The following is an 18,168-nucleotide window of genomic DNA, read 5'->3' as shown; positions in this document are numbered from 1 at the left end:
GCCGGCCAGATCCTCGGCGCAGCTGACGGTGGTGTCGAGGATCCGGCCGCCGCGTCACGCGTGAGTACGCCGTGTACGGGTCAGCCGCCGAGGACGCGCAGCGAGCCCCACAGCGCCACGACGGCCAGCGCCAGCGCGGGCGGCACCGTCAGCAGCCCGAGCCGGGTGAACTCGCGCAGCCCGACGGAGTGGTTGTGCTGGTGCAGGGTGCGCCGCCACAGCAAGGTGGCCAGGGAGCCGGCGTAGGTGACGTTGGGGCCGATGTTCACCCCCAGGAGGACGGCCAGCACGGCACCGGCACCGGTCGGCTCCACCAGCGGCAGCAGCACCAGCACGGCGGGCAGGTTGTTGATCACGTTCGCGAGGACAGCCGCCAGCGCGGCGGTCCCCAGCAGCGCGGGCAGGCTCGCCCCGTCGGGCACCAGCGCCCCCAGCCAGTCGGAGAGCCCGTTGTCCACGACGGCCCGGACCACCACGGCCAGCGCGAGCACGAACGCCAGGAACGGCACGCCGACCGAGGTGAGCACGGCGCGCGGCGAGGTGCGTCCGCGCACCATCGCCCGCACGCCCAGGACGAGCGCGCCCGCCGCCGCGGCCCAGACCGGCTCCAGCCCGGCCACGGAGGTGAGCACGAAGCCCGCGAGGGTGGCCAGGACGGTGACCAGCGCGAACAGGGGGACGTCAACGGGCCCGCCGACCTCGCCGGAGCCCCGTACGCGCGCGTTCTCGGCCTCGGTCTCGTCCTCGTCGGCGTCGGCGTCCCCGGCCCGCTCGTGCCTCTTGTGCCGCTCCCCGTGGCTCCGCTCCCCGACCTGGTCATACCGGTCCGGGTCCACCAGGTCGGCGGCGAAGAAGCGGCGGAAGACGGCGTACTCGACGGCGATCGCCGCCACCCACGGCAGCGCCATCAGCCCCGCGAACCGGCTGAAGCTCAGCCCGCTGGCCGCCAGCGCGAGGAGGTTGGTGAGGTTGGAGACCGGCAGCAGCAGCGAGGCGCTGTTCGACAGGTGGGTGCAGGCGTAGACGTGCGGCTTCGCCGGCACGCCCAGCCGGGCGGCCGTCGCGAAGACGACCGGGGTGAGCAGCACGACCGTGGTGTCCAGACTGAGGACCGCGGTGGTGACGGAGGCGAGGACGAAGACGGCGGCCAGCAGCCGCCGGGGCCGCTCGCGGGTGCGGCGCGCGGCGATACGGGCCATCCACAGACCGCAGGCGTGGAACAGGCCCTCGTCGGCGCAGAGCCGGGCGAGCACCAGCACCGCGGCCAGGAAACCGAGGACCGGGCCGAGCAGGGCGGCCTCGTCCGCCACATGGTCGAGACTGACCGCTCCGGTGGCGATCACCAGCGCCGCGGCGGGCACCGCGACGATGGCTTCCGGCAAGCGGGGCGGGCGGGCCACCGCCCAGACGAGGACGGCGAGCAGGAGTGCGACGGAGAGGGCTTCGGCCTGGATGCTGTTCATGGGCCCCCCGAGTATCGCCCCTTGGGACCACCAGATCGCCGGAGGGGCTGCGAACAGCCCCTCCGGCGACGGGGAGAAGGGGGCGGCGGGGCTCAGCGAACCAGAGGCGGCTCGGCCCGAACCGGCGGGCTCAGCCGAAGAACACGCCCGCCTCTTCGTAGAGGGAGGGGTCGACGGTCTTGAGCTTCTCGGTGGCCTTGGCGAGCGGCACACGGACGATGTCGGTGCCCCGCAGGGCGACCATCGAGCCCCACGCCTCGTCCCGCACGGCGTCGATGGCGTGCAGCCCGAAGCGGGTGGCCAGCCAGCGGTCGAAGGCCGTGGGAGTGCCACCGCGCTGGACGTGCCCGAGCACGGTCGTACGTGCCTCCTTGCCGGTGCGGGCCTCGATCTCCTTGGCCAGCCATTCGCCGACGCCGGAGAGCCTGACGTGCCCGAAGGAGTCGGTCGAGCCGTCCTTGAGGACCGCCTCACCGTCCTTGGGCATCGCACCCTCGGCGACGACGACGATCGGGGCGTAGCTCGCCTTGAAGCGGGAGGCGACCCAGCCGCAGACCTCGTCGACGTCGAAGCGCTGCTCGGGGATGAGGATGCAGTTGGCGCCGCCCGCCAGGCCCGAGTGCAGGGCGATCCAGCCCGCGTGCCGGCCCATCACCTCCACCACCAGCACCCGCATGTGGGACTCGGCGGTGGTGTGCAGCCGGTCGATGGCCTCGGTGGCGACGGTGACGGCGGTGTTGAACCCGAAGGTGTAGTCGGTGGCCGACAGGTCGTTGTCGATCGTCTTGGGGACGCCGACGCACCGGATGCCGTGCTCGTCGGTCAGTCGCGCCGCGACGCCGAGCGTGTCCTCGCCGCCGATGGCGATCAGCGCGTCGACCTCGTGCTTGGCGAGGTTGTCCTTGATCAGGCGGACGCCGTTCTCCTCCTTGAAGGGGTTCGTGCGCGAGGAGCCGAGGATGGTGCCGCCGCGCGGCAGCATGCCGCGCACCGCCGAGATGTCGAGCCGGGTGGTGTCCCCCTCCAGGGGGCCCCGCCAGCCGTCCCGGAACCCGACGAAGTCATAGCCGTAACGCTGAACTCCCTTGCGGACCACAGCCCGCATGACCGCATTGAGACCGGGGCAGTCGCCGCCGCCGGTCAGCACTCCGACCCGCATGGGATCTCCCTTCTCCGCGTGGACGCGCCTGGACGCGACGCCGTGACGCACGGCGCAACAACCGCCACGCTAACGGTGATCCACGTCACAAGGGATGTGCCGGGAGGCGGATTCCCTTGCGACATCGGGGAATTGGGAGCCGGACGGTCACTCGTACGAGGGACACACGTGCCCCTCGCGAGGTCGACCGCGCGGTCACTCGCCGTCGAGGCCGCGCTCGATGGCGTAGCGCACCAGCTCGACGCGGTTGTGCAACTGGAGCTTGCCCAGGGTGTTCTGGACGTGGTTCTGCACGGTGCGGTGCGAGATGACCAGCCGCTCGGCGATCTGCTTGTAGCTCAGCCCCTTGGCGACGAGCCGCAGGACCTCGGTCTCGCGCTCGGTCAGCTTCGGGACGTCGGGGCTCTCCTGCGCGGCGGGCACCGGGTCGGCCGCCAGCCTGCGGTACTCACCCAGGACGAGGCCGGCCAGGCCGGGGGTGAAGACCGGGTCGCCCAGCGCCGTGCGGCGCACCGCGTCCAGCAGCTCCTCGGGGCCGGCCGACTTCACCAGGTATCCCGTGGCCCCGGACTTCACGGCCTCCAGCACGTCGGCGTGCTCGCCGCTCGCGGAGAGCACCAGCACCCGCAGCGAGGCGCCGGGACCGACCAGCTCGCGGCACACCTCCACGCCGGGCTTGCCGGGCAGGTTCAGGTCCAGCACCAGCACGTCGGGGGAGGTGGCGAGGGCCCTGCGCACCGCCTGGTGGCCGTCGCTCGCCGTGGCGACGACCTCGAACCCGGCCTCGGCCAGATCGCGGGCGACCGCGTCGCGCCACATCGGATGGTCGTCCACGACCATCACCCGCACGCTCTGAGGGCGGACGCCGTCCGGCGCGTCCCCGCTCGCCGGCTCGCTCTGCGCGGCCTGTCCGTTCACCGGCTCGCCGTTCGCTTCACTGGTCATTCTTGGGCACCCTCAATTCCACTTCCGTCCCCTGCCCCGGGACCGACACCAGCTCCGCCGTGCCGCCCAGGTCCCGCAGGCGTCCCCGGATGGACAGCGCGACGCCCATCCGGCCCTCCGCCTCCGCGTCCGCCAGCCGCCCCGCCGGAATGCCGGGGCCGTCGTCCCGGACGGTCACGATCACGGAATCCGGCTCGTCCTCCAGCAGGATCCACGCGCGGGCTTCCTGGCCCGCTTCGCCGCACGCGTGCTTGCGCACATTGTCCAGGGCGGCGCTGACAGCCGCCGTCAGTTCCGTGGCCACCCGTGCGGGCAGCAGTACGGGCGCCCCGGGCTCGGCGTAGGAGACCCGCGCCGCGGCGTGCGAGGAGAGGAGCGCGCGGACGTCGCACAGCGCGCTGTCGGCCTCGCCGTCGGTCTCGCCGATTGGATCGAGCGTGAGGAGAGCGTCGGGGACGGACCCGGAGCCCGGCTCCGCGCCGCCAGGTTCCGCGGCATCCGGTGCGCCGGAACCGGGGCCGGTGCCCCTGCCCGCGCCGGGCGGATGTGGTGCGGCATCCGGTGCGCCGTTCGCCGCGGGGGCCGGGCGCTGCCGCGGCACCACCCCGCTGGAGACCAGGGCGCGCAGCGCGACCTCCTGCTCCCCCGCCATGCGGCCCAGTTCGGCCGCCTCCCCGCCGATGGTGCTGCCCCTGCGCTGCACCATCGCCAGCACCTGGAGAACGCTGTCGTGGATGTCGCGGGCGAGCCGCTCGCGCTCCCTGGTCGCCGCCTCGATCTGGAGGGCGCGGGCCAGGGTGCGTTCACTGGCGCGGGCCACCTCGATCACATAGCCGATGGCGATGCTGGCGACGCACACGAGCAGCACGTTGTGGAAGGTCGAGCGGGTGACCATGCCGCGTTCGATGATGTTGGCGATCCCCACCAGCACCGAGACGCCCGCCGCCCACCGCCAGCCGCCCTTGAGCGCGAAGGCCAGCACGGGGCCCGCCACCCATATGGACGGCAGCGTGGGGCCGACGTGGTCGTGGGCGTCGATGTACGGGGAGAGCAGGATCCCGGCGATACCGAAGGCGATGTCGGTGACGAGGAAGGGCAGCGTGCAGCGGGCGGCCGAGCCGACGTTGCGCAGCGTGGCGAACGTCCAGGTGGTGAGGAGCAGCAGAAAGACCAGCCCCGGCACCGGAGCGCTGTACTCGTCGTAGCTCCAGGCGAAGACGCCGAGGGCGTAGAGAGCGGCCAGGATGCGGTATCCGGTCAGCGCGTTCCACAGCGGCTGCTCCACGGACATCTTCTTCACGGCCACGTCTTCCCCCCTGACTCCACCGGCCTGTCCTCCACCGGCCTGACTTCACCGGCCCCTGCGGCTCTTACGGCCTGCCCCGGGCCGCGCCCGTACGAAGAGCGCTCCTACGCGGCCCTGTTGCCGTTCTCACCCTGGGGCGGCGACGATTCGCCCGCGGCGTTCCCGGACGCCGTCGCGGCCTTCTCGGCCCTGGCTGCCTTCTCGGCCTTCTCCGCCTTCTCCGCCTCGGCGATCTGCCGCTTGGCCGCCGTCGCGTAGATGTCGACGTACTCCTGGCCGGAGAGCTTCAAGATGGCGTACATGACCTCGTCGGTGACCGCGCGCTGGATGAACCTGTCGTTGTCCATGCCGTGGTAGCGGCTGAAGTCGAGCGGGGTGCCGATCCGGATGCCGGGCCGCATCAGCTTGGGCACCACCTTGCCGGGCGGCTGGATCTTCTCCGTGTCGATCATCGCCACCGGGATCACCGGCGCCCCCGAACGCAGCGCGAGCCGCGCCAGGCCACCGGGCTTGCCCCGGTAGAGGCGGCCGTCGGGCGAGCGGGTGCCCTCGGGGTAGATGCCGAACAGCTCCCCGCGCTCCAGCACTTCGAGGCCGCTTCTGATGGCGGCCTCGCCCGCGCCCCGCACACCCGAGCGGTCGACGGGGAGCTGGCCGACGCCCTTGAAGAACGCGGCCGTCAGCTTGCCCTTCACGCCCGGCGAGGTGAAGTACTCCGCCTTGGCGATAAAGGTGACCTTGCGGTCGAGGACGGCGGGCAGGAAGAAGGAGTCCGAGAACGACAAGTGGTTGCTCGCGAGGATCGCGGGCCCCTCCTCGGGCACGTTCTCCAGACCCTCGACCCAGGGCCGGAACGCGAGCTTGAGCGTGCTGCCGACCGACAGCTTCATCGCGCCGTAGAACAACCTGGACCTCCTCCATCGGACGCCTTCGACCCTATCTCGCCCCGAAGGGACCCACTCCCCGGAGTGGCGGGTCCCTTCCCGCCCACTCGTGCCCCCTGCTCCGGCCCCCTCGGCACTGCCGGAGTCGTCGGCGACGAATTAGGGTGGCAGCACCCCTGCCGGCCGTGCGCCCCGTCCTCCGACGGAGCCGACGGACCCGGCGGCCACCGACGAGCCGATCCGCCCACCGCGTCACCCGCCGAGCCCCTGGAGGCCCACCGTGTCGCCCTTCCTCCCCGGAGCCGAGCCCTTCCACCGCGACGGATCATCGACCGGGGTGCTGCTCTGTCACGGCTTCACGGGATCGCCCCACTCCCTGCGCCCCTGGGCCGAGTATCTGGCGGAGCGCGGGCTGACCGTCTCGCTCCCGCTGCTGCCCGGGCACGGCACCCGCTGGGAGGACCTGGCCCTCACCAGCTGGGAGGACTGGTACGCCACGGTGGACCGGGAGCTGCGGCTGCTCAGCGAGCGCTGCGACCACGTCTTCGTCTGCGGCCTGTCCATGGGCGGCGCCCTCGCGTTGCGGCTGGCCGCGCTGCACGGGCACGCGGTGAGCGGGGTCGTCGTCGTGAACCCGGCGGCGGCCTTCCCCCGGGCGCAGGGGTTCGCGCTCCCCGCCGGGCGCTTCCTGCTCCGCTCGGTGCGGGGCATCACGGACGACATCGCCAAGGAGAACCGCACGGAGCTGGGGTACGACCGGGTGCCGACCCGGGCCGCGTACGCGCTGCGCAACCTCTTCCGCGTCGTCCACAAGGATCTGCCGAAGGTGACGCAGCCGCTGCTGCTCCTGCGCAGCAGGACGGACCATGTGGTGCCCTCCTCGGACTCCGCGCTGGTCCTGAGCCGCGTCTCGTCCACCGACGTGACCGAGACGGTGCTGGAGCGAAGTTTCCACGTCGCCACCCTGGATCATGACGCGGAACGGATCTTCGCCGATTCCCACGGTTTCATCGACCGGCTCGTGGCACGCGAGCCGCTCCCCGCGAAGGACAGCCAGTGACGGAGCGTGACCCGGGCCCGGACCGTGACCCGGACGAGGGCGAGGCGCGCCACGGCCCCTCTCTCCCACCCGAGGAGGAGGCCGCGTGGGCGGCGATCGTCGCCGCGTACGGGCCGGAGCCGGCCGACGACGACGCCCCGGAGGCGGAGACGGAGGCGGGCCCCTCCGAGGCCGCCCGTGACCGCGAGCCGCCCCCCGCCGACGAGTCGGACGGAGACATGCTCACCAAGCCCCGGCAGGCGCCGGACGCGGAGCCTCCGGTGCGCAGCTTCACCGTCTACGCGGCGGGCACCGCCCCCCGCGACTGGGAGGCGGACGACGACGAGGACGAGGGGCACTTCGTGCCGCCCGAGCCGCCGCCGCTGCCCCAGGCGGACACGACGACGAAGTTCGCGTGGCTCGCGGTGCTGGGCGGGCCGCTGCTGCTCTTCGGAGCGATCCTGCTCCAGGCCGACCTGACCTGGTGGATCGTCACGCTCGGCGTGGGCGGGTTCCTCGGCGGCTTCGCCACGCTTGTCGCACGGATGCGCGACGGACGCGACGAGGACGACGGGGACGACCCTGGCCGGGGCGCCGTGGTGTGAGCCGGGTCCTCAGACGCCGGGCGGGCTGTTCACAGCCCCTCCGGCGCCCCGGCCGGGGGCACTCGCAGGGCCGCCAGGACCGGTAGGTGGTCGGTCGCCGTGCGGAGGTCGGCGGGGGTGACGCCCGGGAGACCGGCCGGGACGCCCGCGCCGAGGAGGCGTACGCCCTTCGTGGCGAAGACCGCGTCGATGCGCTGTACGGGATCCGCCGCCGGTGACGTCATTTCCCTGCCCCACGGCGCGGTCCGCCAGGCGTCCTGGAGGCCGTCGGCCAGGAGGCGGAAGGTCCGGCCGTCGGGGCGGTCGTTGAGGTCGCCCGCGGCGACGGCGAACTCCCCCAGGCTCCCGAGCTGTTCGAGCAGCGCCCGGCCCTGCGCGTACCGCTCGCGCGCCTGGAGGCTGAGGTGGAAGCTGACCACCCCGAGCCGCGCGGCGGCCCCGAAGCGCAGGACAGCGGTGGCGAACCCGCGCTGGTGCAGCCCGGGTGTGCGCGGCAGCAGCACATCCTCGGCATGCTCGACGGTCGGCCGCAGCGAGGCCAGGATCATGGGCCCGGCGGCGGTCGCGCCCCCGGCGACGTACGTCAGGTCGGTCCTGCGGCCCAGCCACGAGGCGTACTTGCGCCAGCGGAAGAAGCGGGGCGCCTCCTGCACACACACGACGTCGGGGGCGCAGGCCCGGATGACCCGGACGAGCGCCTCCCGGTCGTCGCGCAGTGAGCGGACGTTGTAACTGAGCAGCCTGACCACGGCCGAGCCGTCGGGCTCGGTGCCGGAGGGGGGCAGGTCGGCCGGACCGGCCGATTCGCGTGTCATCAGCGCCCGCCGGTGTGTTCAGCCCTGGCGGGCGAGGTCCGCCACACCCACGAGGCCCGCCTTGCCGCCGAGTTGGGCGGCGAGGACCTCGGCGTGCGGGCGCCAGCGGCTGCCGACGAGCCAGCGCCGGAAGGACTTGCGGATGGGGTCGAGCACCAGCTCGCCCTCGTCGGAGACCCCGCCGCCGACGATGAAGGCGCCCGGGTCGAACAGCGAGGCGAGGTCGGCGAGCCCGGCTCCGGCCCAGCGGGCCAGCTCGCGGAAGGAGTCGATGGCCACGGCGTCGCCCTGGCGGGCCGCCTCGCTGATGTGCTTGCCCTCGATGCCCTCGGAGGTGCCGTCGCCGAGGCCGAGCAGGATGCTCGCGCTGTCGGGGGTGGCGGTGGCGCGCTGCTGGGCGTAGCGCAGGAGCGCGCGCCCGGAGGCGTACTGCTCCCAGCAGCCCTGGTTGCCGCAGCCGCACAGCAGCCCGTCGGGCACCATCCGGATGTGGCCGAACTCCGCTGCCACGCCGAAGCGCCCGCGGTGGAGCTTGCCGCCGATGATGGTGCCGCCGCCCAGGCCGGTGCCGATGGTGATGCAGACGACGTCCTCGTGGCCGGTGCCCACGCCGAACTTGTACTCGCCCCAGGCCGCCGCGTTGGCATCGTTCTCGATCACGACGGGGAGGTCGATGCGCTGTTCGACCTTGTCCTTGAGCGGCTCGTGGCGCCAGGACAGGTTGGGCGTGAACAGCACGTTGGCGCGCTTGTCGTCGACGTAACCGGGAGCCCCGATGCCCACGGCGTCCACCTGGTATTCCGCACTCGCCTGGCGAACCGCGTCGGCGATGGCGTCTATCACAGCGTCCGGGGTGGAAGGCGTCGGCACCTTGCTCGTTTCGAGGATCGTGCCTTCTTCGTCGACAACGCCGGCCGCAATCTTGGTGCCGCCGATGTCGACCCCGATAGTGAGTCCCATGTGTCCCTCGGTCATCCGGTGTGATCCCCGCCGCCGACAACCGTACCGGAGCGCTCCCACGCGCTGGGCACGGTCCGGCTTGTGGCGGATCGTCCCGGCGCTGAGGCGCCGCCGGTGGGAGCGGGGTCAGGCGCCGGTGCGCGGCCCTTCCGACCCGCCGCCGGGGCTTTCGTCCCCGCGGTTTTCCTCGCCGCTCCTGGCGTCGTCCGTGGGCTCGTCCTGCGCGTCGAGCACGACACGCTCGTCCGGCCCGGCCTGCCCGCCCTGTTCGTCCGCGCCGGTCCGGTCGTCCAGGTCGATCCGCTCGGTGCCGGCGGCGGGCGGTGCCGCGTTCGCGTCCTTGGGCTCGCTCCAGCGGCGCTCGGACTCCTGGACGACGGAGCGGTAGGCGGCGAGCAGTTCGCCGCCGGCCGCCGCGAGGTGGTCGAAGAGCTGCGGGTTGCGCTCGACCACGGGCTCGATGGTGGCCTTGGCCTGGGCGAACAACTGCTGGGCCACGCCCTGGGCCGCCGCCGTGCCCACCGCTCCGAAGAGGGGCTTGCCCAGCTCGGTGACCTTGTCGGTGACGGCGTCGGCCAGCCTCCGCAGCTCTTCGGCCGCACTGGTGGGCGGCGGCCCGTACTCCGCGCGGCGGCGGGCCTTCTCGGCTGCCAGGTCCTCCTCGCAGGCGGTGGCCCAGGCGTCGGGGTCCGGTGCTGCCGCGGGGCCCGGCGCGTGCGCGGAGTACTCGGCGGACACTGCGGGCGAGCCGGACGGGGCGCTGGAGTCAGGGCGCTCGGCGTCGTCGCTCATGGCGGGCTCCTACGGGCGAGGGTGAGTGCTGGGGCGTGCGGTTCATCGGGCCGGCCGGGCGGAGCGCCCGGGGTCCGGTTACCTTCCGACGTTACCGGAACGGGGGCACGGCGTTGAGAGGCGACGGATTCCCCTTCGGCGGCCTGGATTCCGTTCGTGCGGGAACCGGGATTCCGCTTTCTCCCGGGCCTGGGTTCCGCTTCTGCGGGATCCTGGCTTCCGCTTCGATTCCGCTTCGATTCCGTTTCGCCGGATCGGGGCCGGTCCGAGCCGTGGGCCGGTGGCGGGCGGCGCGTGCGCGTGCCAGGGCGTCCGGCTCACTGGCCCCCGTCGCCGGACCCGGGCCACAGGCCGGGGTCGGGGGTGAAGCGCACCCGCAGCGCCCCGCCGTTGAGGGCCGCGCCCGAGACGCGGCAGCGGCGCAGCGCGGAGGGCAGAGCGAGCACGCGCCGGTAGGGGCCGACGCCCACCGTCAACTCGTCGCCCCGGCGCACCAGTTCCAGCTCTTCCCTGGTCGCGCCGGGGAGGGGCAGGTGCCACACCAGTTTGCCGTCCTCGGTGAGCCGGTCCTCGACCCAGCCGTGCGCGACGTCGGTGCCGGGCCCGCCCTCCCGGGGCTGCGGCACGGGGGCCGCGGGTGCGGCGTCCGTGGGGGCGGTCGCGCGCGCTCCGGAACGGGCGCCTGGACCGGCCGCGCCCGTGACGGCGGTACGGGCGGCGTTCGCGAGGGCCACCAGGTCCTCGGGACCGCGCGGGTCGCGTCCCAGGTGCGGGAGTTCGCAGAGCGGTATGGATTCCGCTTCGCACTTCTCGCGCAGTTCCTTGAGCGCGGCCTGCTGCTGCCCCGCCAGCCCGGCGAGCCAGGCGTCGGCGGAGCCGACGGGCAGCAGCCTGTTGGCGACCACGGATTCCAGCTCCAGCCCGTGCAGCCGCAACCCGGCGCCCGCCGTGCGCAGCGCCCCGGCGGCCAGCGGTCCCGGCTCGGTGACCAGCCTGACGACGGTCGCGGGCGACTCCACAGCCCGCTGGACCTCGGCCAGTTCGGCGGACCAGCGCGTCGAGGCGTCGTAGAGCCACTGCTCGGGCATGGGGACGCCGGCGAGCTGGGCGAGCACGGGGCGCAGGGCGCGGGCGGCCTGGCGCTCGTGCGGGACGAGCCGGCGCAGGTAGCGGCGCAACTGCTCGGGCAGCGCCAGCAGGTTGAGCCCGTCGGGGGTGGGCGGCATGTCGACCACCACGATGTCCCAGGCGCTCTCCCCCACGCTGCCTTCCGGGCGATCCGCGCCTCCCGCGCCTCCGTCCGGCCCCGCCGTGGCGTGTGCGGTGCGCAGGGCGCGCAGGAGGGCGAAGGCGCCCGCGCCGGGCAGCTCCGTCAGCTCGTCCTCGTCCAGGGGCGCGGCGCCCAGCAGGTCGAGCGCGGCCTTGCCACGCTGCTGGAGTTCGACGGCCTGGACGCGGAACTCCTCCCCGGAGTCGATACGCAGCAGCCACAGACCGGGCACGGCGGCGACCTGCTCGGGCGCGCGCCGGTGAGAACTCGCGGCATCCGGTGCGCCGGCGGAACTCGCGGCATCCGGTGCGGCAGAACGGGACGCGGCATCCGGTGCGCCGGAACCGGGCGCGGCATTCGGCACGCCCGTGGACGTGCTCCCCTCGCCCTCGGCGCCGAGCAGCGCGGCCAGACGCGGGGCGGACTCGGCACTCAGCAGCAGCGTGCGGTGGCCCTGTCCCGCGGCGGCGCAGGCCGTTGCCGCCGCCACGGTCGTACGGCCGGCCCCGCCGGCGCCGGTGACCAGTACGGTCTGTGGCCGCCCGTCGCCGGTCAGCTCTCGGCCCCGCCGCTTCCGGCCGAGGCGCCGCCCGCCTCGACGCGCTTCTTCAGACCGTCCAGCGCGCGGTCGATGATGACCTTCTCGGCCTTGCGCTTGATCATCCCGAGCATGGGGATCTTCACGTCGACCGTGAGCTGGTACATGACCTCGGTCCGCTCGCCGCCGTCGACCGGCGTGAGGCGGTAGACGCCGTCCAGGGAGCGCAGCATCTGGGACTTCACCAGTGACCAGCGCACCTCGTTGACGTCGCGCACGTCGGGGTCACCGATCCACTCGTAGGCGAGGGTGTGCTCGTCCTTGATGGCGCCGGCGTCCAGCAGCAGCCGCACCTGCTCGGCGCGGCCCTTCTCGTCCTGGCCGAGTACCTCGGCCTCCTTCACCTCGCCCGCCCACTCGGGGTAGCGCGGAAAGTCCGAGATCACCTTCATCACAGCCTCGGGTGCTGCGTCGACGGTGATGCTGGAGCTGGTGTGTTCCGCCATCGCCATGGCCCTCCGATGTGCCCGATTCGGTGCGCCCGCCGGTGGCGCGGAGCGTCTGCGGTGGAAGGCTACCCCGCGTCCGGAAGTGCCGGTGCGCTGCGGGTCACCACTCCAGCACCCAGGGGGTCCCGGTGGCGTTGAAATGGCCCACGTTGACGCACTCCGTGGCGCCTATGCGCATGCGCTGGGCCAGCGGCTGGTGGACGTGGCCGAAGAGGTGGTAGCGGGGCCGCACCGTGTGGATGGCCGCCAGCAGGTCCGGGCTGCCGCGCTCGAAGCGGCGCGCGACGATGTCGTAGCACAACTCGGGCACGTCGGGCGGAATATGCGTACACAGGACATCGACCTCGCCGAGTGCGGCGATCTTGGCCGCGTAGGTCTCGTCGTCGATCTCGAACGGGGTGCGCATGGGCGTGCGCAGGCCGCCGCCGACGAAGCCGAAGCGCAGGCCGCCGATCTCGACGGCCTCACCGTCCAGCACGGTCGTACCCGGGCCCGCGTACTCGGGCCACAGCTGCGGCATGTCCACGTTGCCGAAGGTGGCGTACGTGGGCTCCGGGAAGGCGGCGAACAGCTCGGCGTACTGCGCGCGCACCGCGGCCTCCGTCGCCGCCTCACGGTCGAGCCCCGTCCACAGCCGGCGCGACAGCTCGCGGGCCTCTGCGAAGCGGCGGGCGGTGCGCAGCGCCACGATCCGGTCGGCGTTCTCCTGACCGAACAGCTCGGGGAAGATGCCGCGCGAGTGGTCGGCGTAGTCCAGGAAGAGGATGAGATCTCCCAGGCAGACCAGCGCGTCGGCGCCGTCACCCGCCTTCGCGAGGTCCTCGCTGTTGCCGTGTACGTCGCTCACTACGTGGACTCGCATGCGCTCCACCCTAGATCGCCACGGCGCGGGCCGGGAGAGCCCGTCAACCCACCCGAGATCGCCCGGAAACCGGTTGTACGTCCGGCCTCCACGCTCTCTACCCGTCATCGCCTCCGTGTCCCCGAACGCCTCGACTAGGCTGCATATCAGCCATCCACCGCGTGTGACGCACGAGACATCTCGGCGCCACCCTCTATCCCGACGCCCATACCGATGGGTAACGTCCGGGCCGTCATTCCCGGGATCCACGTCGATCTTGGACCGAGCCAATGGAGGCCGCCCCTCGACGGCCCCGCCTTTGGTGCCGACGAGGAGCAGCAGTCTTGCGCGAGTTCAGCCTTCCGGCCCTCTACGAAGTCCCCGCCGACGGCAACCTGACGGACCTCATCCGCCGGAACGCGGCTCAGCAGCCGGACCTCCCCGTCATCGGACGCAAGCGCGGCGGGCAGTGGGAGGACCTCACGGCGGCGGACTTCCTCACCGAGGTGCAGACGACGGCCAAGGGGCTGATCGCCTCCGGTGTCGAGCCGGGCGACCGGGTCGGCCTGCTCTCGCGCACCCGCTACGAGTGGACGCTGCTGGACTTCGCCATCTGGAGCGCCGGTGGCGTCACCGTCCCCGTCTACGAGACCAGCTCGCCCGAGCAGATCTCCTGGATCCTCGGAGACTCGGGCGCCGTGGCCTGTGTGGTGGAGACCGAAGACCACGCCGCGGCCGTGGAGTCCGTACGCGACCGGCTGCCCACGCTCCGCGAGGTCTGGCAGATCGAGCCCGGCCGGGAGACCGGCGGGCCCGAGCAGGAGACGGAGGGGGCCGTCGCCCTGCTGACCGCGCTCGGCGAGCCGATCAGCGACGCGACGGTCGAGGAGCGCAGCTCCGTGGCGGGCGCCGACTCCCCGGCGACCATCGTCTACACCTCCGGCACCACAGGCCGCCCCAAGGGCTGTGTGCTCACCCACCGCAGCTTCTTCGCCGAGTGCGGCAACGTGGTCGAGCGGCTGCGGCCGATGTTCCGCCCCGGTGAGGGCTCGGTGCTGCTCTTCTTGCCGGTGGCGCACGTCTTCGGGCGCCTGGTGGAGGTGGCGGCCGTGATGGCGCCCATCAAGCTCGGCCATGTCTCGGACCTCAAGAAGCTCACCGACGAGCTGGGCGCCTTCCGGCCCACCATGGTGCTGGGGGTGCCGCGCGTCTTCGAGAAGGTCTTCAACTCCGCGCGTGCCCAGGCCGTCGCGGGCGGCAAGGGCAAGATCTTCGACAAGGCGGCCGAGGTCGCCGGCGCGTACAGCCGCGCGCTGGACGAGCCCGCCGGGCCCTCGCTCAGGCTCAAGGTGCAGCACAAGGTCTTCGACAAGCTCGTCTACAGCAAGCTGCGCGCCGTCCTGGGCGGCAGGGCCACCCACGCCATCTCCGGAGGCGCCCCGCTCGGCGAGCGCCTGGGCCACTTCTTCCGGGGCGTGGGCTTCACGGTGCTGGAGGGCTACGGGCTGACCGAGTCCTGCGCCGCCACGGCCTTCAACCCCTTCGAGCGTCAGAAGGTCGGCACCGTCGGACAGCCGCTGCCCGGCTCCGTCGTCCGGATCGCCGACGACGGCGAGGTCCTCCTGCACGGCGAGCACCTGTTCACCGGATACTGGAACAACTCCCAGGCCACCGACGAGGCCCTCGCCGATGGCTGGTTCCATACGGGCGACCTCGGCACCCTTGACGTGGACGGCTTTCTCACCATCACGGGCCGCAAGAAGGAGATCCTGGTGACCGCGGGCGGCAAGAACGTCGCGCCCGCCGTGATCGAGGACCGCATCCGCTCGCACGCCCTGGTCGCCGAGTGCATGGTCGTCGGCGACGGCCGCCCCTTCGTCGGCGCCCTGCTGACCGTCGACGAGGAGTTCCTGCCGCGCTGGGCCGAGGAGCACGGCAAGCAGGAGCTGACCCACGAGCAGCTGCTGGCGGACGCCGAGCTGCTGGCCGAGCTGCAAGGCGCGGTGGACGACGGCAACAAGGCGGTCTCCAAGGCCGAGTCGGTGCGGAAGTTCCGCGTGCTGCGGCACCAGTTCACCGAGGAGTCGGGCCACATCACCCCGTCGCTGAAGCTCAAACGCGGTGTGGTCGCCAAGGACTTCGCGGACGAGATCGAGGCCATCTACACCGCGTAGACGTCGTAGCCCGGGGTGCCGTACGTGGGGGTGGCGTACACGGGGTTGCCGTTCGCGGAGCTGCCGTACACGGGGTTGCCGTTCGCGGAGCTGCCGTACACGGGGTTGCCGTTCGCGGAGCTGCCGTCTGCGCGGCTCACCCGGCGTGGGGCTCAACCCAGCGCCCAGGCCCCACCCCGGCGCGTCGGCTCACAGCAGTTCGCGCAGCTTCTCGGCCAGCAGGTCCCAGCGCCACCGCTCCTCCACCCACCGGCGGCCACGCCCGCCCATGCGGGCCCGCAGCTGGGGGTCGCGCAGCAGCTCGGTCACGCGCTCCGCCGCCTGCTCGGGGCTGCCGCCGCGCACGACCCAACCCGTCTCCCCGTCCAGCACCGCGTCCGGCGCACCGCCCGAGTCCCCCGCGACGACGGGCAATCCGGTGGCCGACGCCTCCAGGTACACGATGCCGAGCCCCTCCACGTCCAGGCCGCGGCGCCGGGTGCGGCAGGGCATCGCGAAGACGTCTCCCGCCCCGTAGTGCGCGGGCAGCTCGGCCCAGGGCACGGCCCCGGTGAAGCGCACCGCGTCGCCCAGCTCCAGGGAGGCGGCCAGCTTCTCCAGGTCTTCGCGGTAAGGGCCGCCGCCGACGATCAGCAGCACGGCGTCGGGCACCGTCGCCAGCACCCGGGGCATGGCCTCGATGAGGGTGTCCTGTCCCTTGCGCCGTACGAGCCGGGAGACGCACACGATCACCGGCCGCTCCGTCAGGCCGAGCCGGGCGCGCACCGCGTCGCCGCCGGAGGCGGGGTGGAAGGTCTTCTCGTCGACCCCGGGCGGCAGTTGCGTCATACGCCCCGCCGCCTCGGGTGTGAGGGCCGCTGCGATCCGGGAGCGGGTGTACTCGCCGAGATAGGTGAGGGTGTCGGTGCCCTCGCCGATCCTGCGCAGCAGCTGACGGGCGGCCGGAAGCTGCGCCCAGCCCGCCTCGTGCCCGTGCGTGGTGGCCACGACGCGCTCGGCCCCGGCCTTGCGCAGCGCGGGTGCCATCAGCCCGAGCGGGGCAGCGGCCCCGAACCACACGGAGCGGCAGCCGTGTTCGCGCAGCAGCTCCACGGCGCGCCGCGTCACCCGGGGCGTCGGCAGCAGCATCGTCGTACGATCCCGTACGACTTCGAACGGCTGCTCGGCGTCGAACGCGGCCGTGGCCTCCGCACCCTCCGTGCCGCGCTTCCAGGTGGAGGCGTAGACGACGACCTCGGAGGGGTCCAGACGCAGCGCCATGCTGTGCAGGAATGCCTGGATCCCGCCGGGGCGTGGCGGAAAGTCATTGGTGACGATCAAGGTCTTGCGCATCGCCGCCGACAGTACCCCGAGCGGCAGGCACCCGGGCCGGTACGGGCGGCGGGCGGCGCTCCTGATGGCCCTCATACGGGACGGACGGCATGATGGCCTCGCGGTCGAACAACGGACGGACTGAGAGGACACCTGTGCGGGGCGAGGCGAGGACGACCGGCGGCGTTGCCGTGCCCCTGCTGGCCTGGGCGGTGACGCGGACGGCGCTGCTGCTGTACGTCTTCAAGGTGTTCTCGCTGCCCGGCGGGCTGGACGTGACCACCGACGTCTCGGTGATCTACCACGGCTGGTTCACCCAGCTGAGCGCCGGCTCCTTCCCCACCGACGATGTGACCTGGCAGTATCCGCCCGCCGCCGCGCTCGCCATCCTCTCCCCCGGGCTGCTGACCGGCCTCGGCCTCCTCAGCTACGCCGCCGCTTTCTTCATGCTCGCCTGCGCCGCCGACGCGGCCGTGCTCGCCCTGTTGCTGTACGCCTCCCGGGCGCGGGCGCGGGCCCCCGCCGACGGGGCGCGGCGGGCCGGGGTGTGGGTGTGGATCGTGGGGGTTCCGCTGCTGGGCCCGACGGCCTACGCGCGCTACGACCTGATGGTCACCGCACTCGCCGTGGCCGCCCTGCTGGCCGCTGCCCGGCATCCGCGTGCCGCGGGGGCGTTGGCGGGGCTCGGCGCGATGGTGAAGGTGTGGCCCGTGCTGTTGCTGCTCGGCACCCCGCGCGGCCGGGTCACCCGCACCGTGTGGCTGAGCGCCCTGCTGACGGCCGCCGTGGTGGTGACGCTGTTCACGGCGACGATGCCGGGCGCGCTGGACTTCGTGACGGCGCAGGGCGGCCGGGGCACGGAGGTGGAGTCGCTCGGCGCGCTGGTGCTGCACGTGGCACGGCACTTCGGCTGGGAGGGCCAGGTGCTGCTGAACTACGGCTCGATGGAGTTCGTGGGGCCCCATGTGCGGCTGGTCAGCGATGCGGCGCTGGTGCTGACCGTGCTGGGGTTCGGATGGCTGCTGCTGTGGCGGCTGCGGGCCAGGGAGTGGACGCGGAGCACTCCCGCTGACGCTGCCTTCGCCGCTGTGCTGATCTTCACCACCACGAGCCGCGTCCTCAGCCCGCAGTACCTGATCTGGCTGGTCGGGCTCGCGGCCGTGTGCCTGACGCTGCGCGCCAGCCGACAGGCGCTGCCCGCCGCCCTGGTGCTGGCCGCGACGGGGCTGACGCTGCTGGAGTTCCCCATCTGGTTCACACACGTCGTCATGAGCGACGGCCCGGGAGTCCTGGTGCTCGGGGCGCGCAACGGGCTGCTGGTGGCGGCCTCCCTCCTGGCCTGCGCCCGGCTGTGGCGCTCGACGGTCACCGAACCGCGCCTGCGGGACGAGGACGAAGACGCGGGCTCGGATTCGCGCTCGGACGGCTCGGATTCGGGCTCGGGCTCGGGGGGTTCGGGCTCGGGCTCGGACGGGTCGGGCCCGGAGGCTGACGGCGACGGAGGTGCCTCCCGCGCGCACTCCCCGTCCGGGGACCGGCTGCTCACCTGGTAAAGGT

The 18,168-nt window shown here is 73.0% G+C and carries 17 protein-coding genes; 4 read left to right on the top strand and 13 right to left on the bottom strand.

What is annotated here, in order from left to right; translation table 11 throughout:
• Positions 1–80: 80 nt before the first annotated feature.
• The 5 genes from OHB04_RS30955 to OHB04_RS30935 all read right to left on the bottom strand — a co-directional run bounded on the left by OHB04_RS30955 (position 81) and on the right by OHB04_RS30935 (position 5,778).
• The gene (locus OHB04_RS30955) at positions 81–1,463 is read right to left on the bottom strand and encodes an SLC13 family permease (protein WP_326808747.1); all 1,383 of its coding nucleotides are present in this window, start codon (positions 1,461–1,463) and stop codon (positions 81–83) included.
• Between the two features lie 130 nt (positions 1,464–1,593).
• Positions 1,594–2,622: a 6-phosphofructokinase gene (locus OHB04_RS30950; protein ID WP_326690924.1), complete on the bottom strand. Its 1,029-nt coding sequence runs from the start codon at positions 2,620–2,622 to the stop codon at positions 1,594–1,596.
• A gap of 195 nt (positions 2,623–2,817) precedes the next feature.
• Positions 2,818–3,462, bottom strand: a complete 645-nt coding sequence (locus OHB04_RS30945) for a response regulator transcription factor (protein ID WP_326693004.1) — start codon at positions 3,460–3,462, stop codon at positions 2,818–2,820.
• A gap of 94 nt (positions 3,463–3,556) precedes the next feature.
• A complete protein-coding gene (gene macS, locus OHB04_RS30940; protein ID WP_326809559.1) occupies positions 3,557–4,858 on the bottom strand; it encodes a MacS family sensor histidine kinase in 1,302 nt (433 codons plus the stop codon).
• 119 nt (positions 4,859–4,977) lie between these two features.
• Positions 4,978–5,778 (bottom strand): lysophospholipid acyltransferase family protein, encoded by an 801-nt coding sequence (locus OHB04_RS30935; RefSeq protein ID WP_326690923.1) that lies wholly within the window; start codon positions 5,776–5,778, stop codon positions 4,978–4,980.
• Positions 5,779–6,037: 259 nt separating this feature from the next.
• Between OHB04_RS30935 and OHB04_RS30930 the strand changes: the two genes are divergently transcribed.
• Both OHB04_RS30930 and OHB04_RS30925 read left to right on the top strand, forming a co-directional pair.
• Positions 6,038–6,817 carry an alpha/beta hydrolase gene (locus OHB04_RS30930; protein ID WP_326690922.1) on the top strand — a complete coding sequence of 260 codons (780 nt, stop codon included), beginning with the start codon at positions 6,038–6,040 and terminating at the stop codon, positions 6,815–6,817.
• The gene (locus tag OHB04_RS30925) at positions 6,814–7,401 is read left to right on the top strand and encodes a hypothetical protein (protein WP_326690921.1); all 588 of its coding nucleotides are present in this window, start codon (positions 6,814–6,816) and stop codon (positions 7,399–7,401) included. Before OHB04_RS30930 ends, OHB04_RS30925 begins: the two co-directional genes overlap by 4 nt.
• Positions 7,402–7,430: 29 nt before the next feature.
• Here OHB04_RS30925 and OHB04_RS30920 read toward each other — a convergent pair whose 3' ends face one another.
• From OHB04_RS30920 to OHB04_RS30895, 6 genes are all read right to left on the bottom strand, one after another.
• Positions 7,431–8,216, bottom strand: a complete 786-nt coding sequence (locus OHB04_RS30920; RefSeq protein WP_326690920.1) for an endonuclease/exonuclease/phosphatase family protein — start codon at positions 8,214–8,216, stop codon at positions 7,431–7,433.
• 18 nt (positions 8,217–8,234) lie between these two features.
• Entirely contained in the window at positions 8,235–9,176 is a 942-nt protein-coding gene (locus tag OHB04_RS30915; RefSeq protein ID WP_326690919.1) for an ROK family glucokinase, read from the bottom strand.
• Between the two features lie 126 nt (positions 9,177–9,302).
• A complete protein-coding gene (locus OHB04_RS30910) occupies positions 9,303–9,968 on the bottom strand; it encodes a DUF5304 family protein (RefSeq protein WP_326690918.1) in 666 nt (221 codons plus the stop codon).
• Between the two features lie 317 nt (positions 9,969–10,285).
• Entirely contained in the window at positions 10,286–11,764 is a 1,479-nt protein-coding gene (locus tag OHB04_RS30905; protein WP_326809558.1) for an ArsA family ATPase, read from the bottom strand.
• A gap of 26 nt (positions 11,765–11,790) precedes the next feature.
• Complete coding sequence (locus OHB04_RS30900; protein WP_326690917.1) at positions 11,791–12,282, bottom strand: SRPBCC family protein; 492 nt, start codon at positions 12,280–12,282, stop codon at positions 11,791–11,793.
• Positions 12,283–12,385: 103 nt separating this feature from the next.
• On the bottom strand, positions 12,386–13,147 hold the full coding sequence (locus OHB04_RS30895) for a metallophosphoesterase family protein (RefSeq protein WP_326690916.1): 762 nt from the start codon (positions 13,145–13,147) through the stop codon (positions 12,386–12,388).
• 323 nt (positions 13,148–13,470) lie between these two features.
• On the opposite strand from OHB04_RS30895, the gene OHB04_RS30890 reads away from it, so the two are divergent.
• Positions 13,471–15,300, top strand: a complete 1,830-nt coding sequence (locus tag OHB04_RS30890; protein ID WP_326690915.1) for an AMP-dependent synthetase/ligase — start codon at positions 13,471–13,473, stop codon at positions 15,298–15,300.
• On the opposite strand, the gene OHB04_RS30885 is transcribed toward OHB04_RS30890, so the two are convergent.
• Entirely contained in the window at positions 15,288–15,440 is a 153-nt protein-coding gene (locus OHB04_RS30885; RefSeq protein WP_326808746.1) for a hypothetical protein, read from the bottom strand. The genes OHB04_RS30890 and OHB04_RS30885 overlap by 13 nt on opposite strands.
• Positions 15,441–15,489: 49 nt before the next feature.
• A complete protein-coding gene (locus tag OHB04_RS30880; protein ID WP_326690913.1) occupies positions 15,490–16,632 on the bottom strand; it encodes a glycosyltransferase family 4 protein in 1,143 nt (380 codons plus the stop codon).
• A 92-nt stretch (positions 16,633–16,724) separates the two neighbouring features.
• On the opposite strand from OHB04_RS30880, the gene OHB04_RS30875 reads away from it, so the two are divergent.
• Positions 16,725–18,164 (top strand): glycosyltransferase 87 family protein, encoded by a 1,440-nt coding sequence (locus tag OHB04_RS30875; RefSeq protein ID WP_442815115.1) that lies wholly within the window; start codon positions 16,725–16,727, stop codon positions 18,162–18,164.
• Positions 18,165–18,168 lie beyond the last annotated feature (4 nt).

It is taken from the genome of Streptomyces sp. NBC_01775 (assembly GCF_035917675.1).
GTDB lineage: Bacteria > Actinomycetota > Actinomycetes > Streptomycetales > Streptomycetaceae > Streptomyces.
Note: the sequence above shows the minus strand (reverse complement) of the source record. Positions and strands in the feature narration are given on the sequence as shown.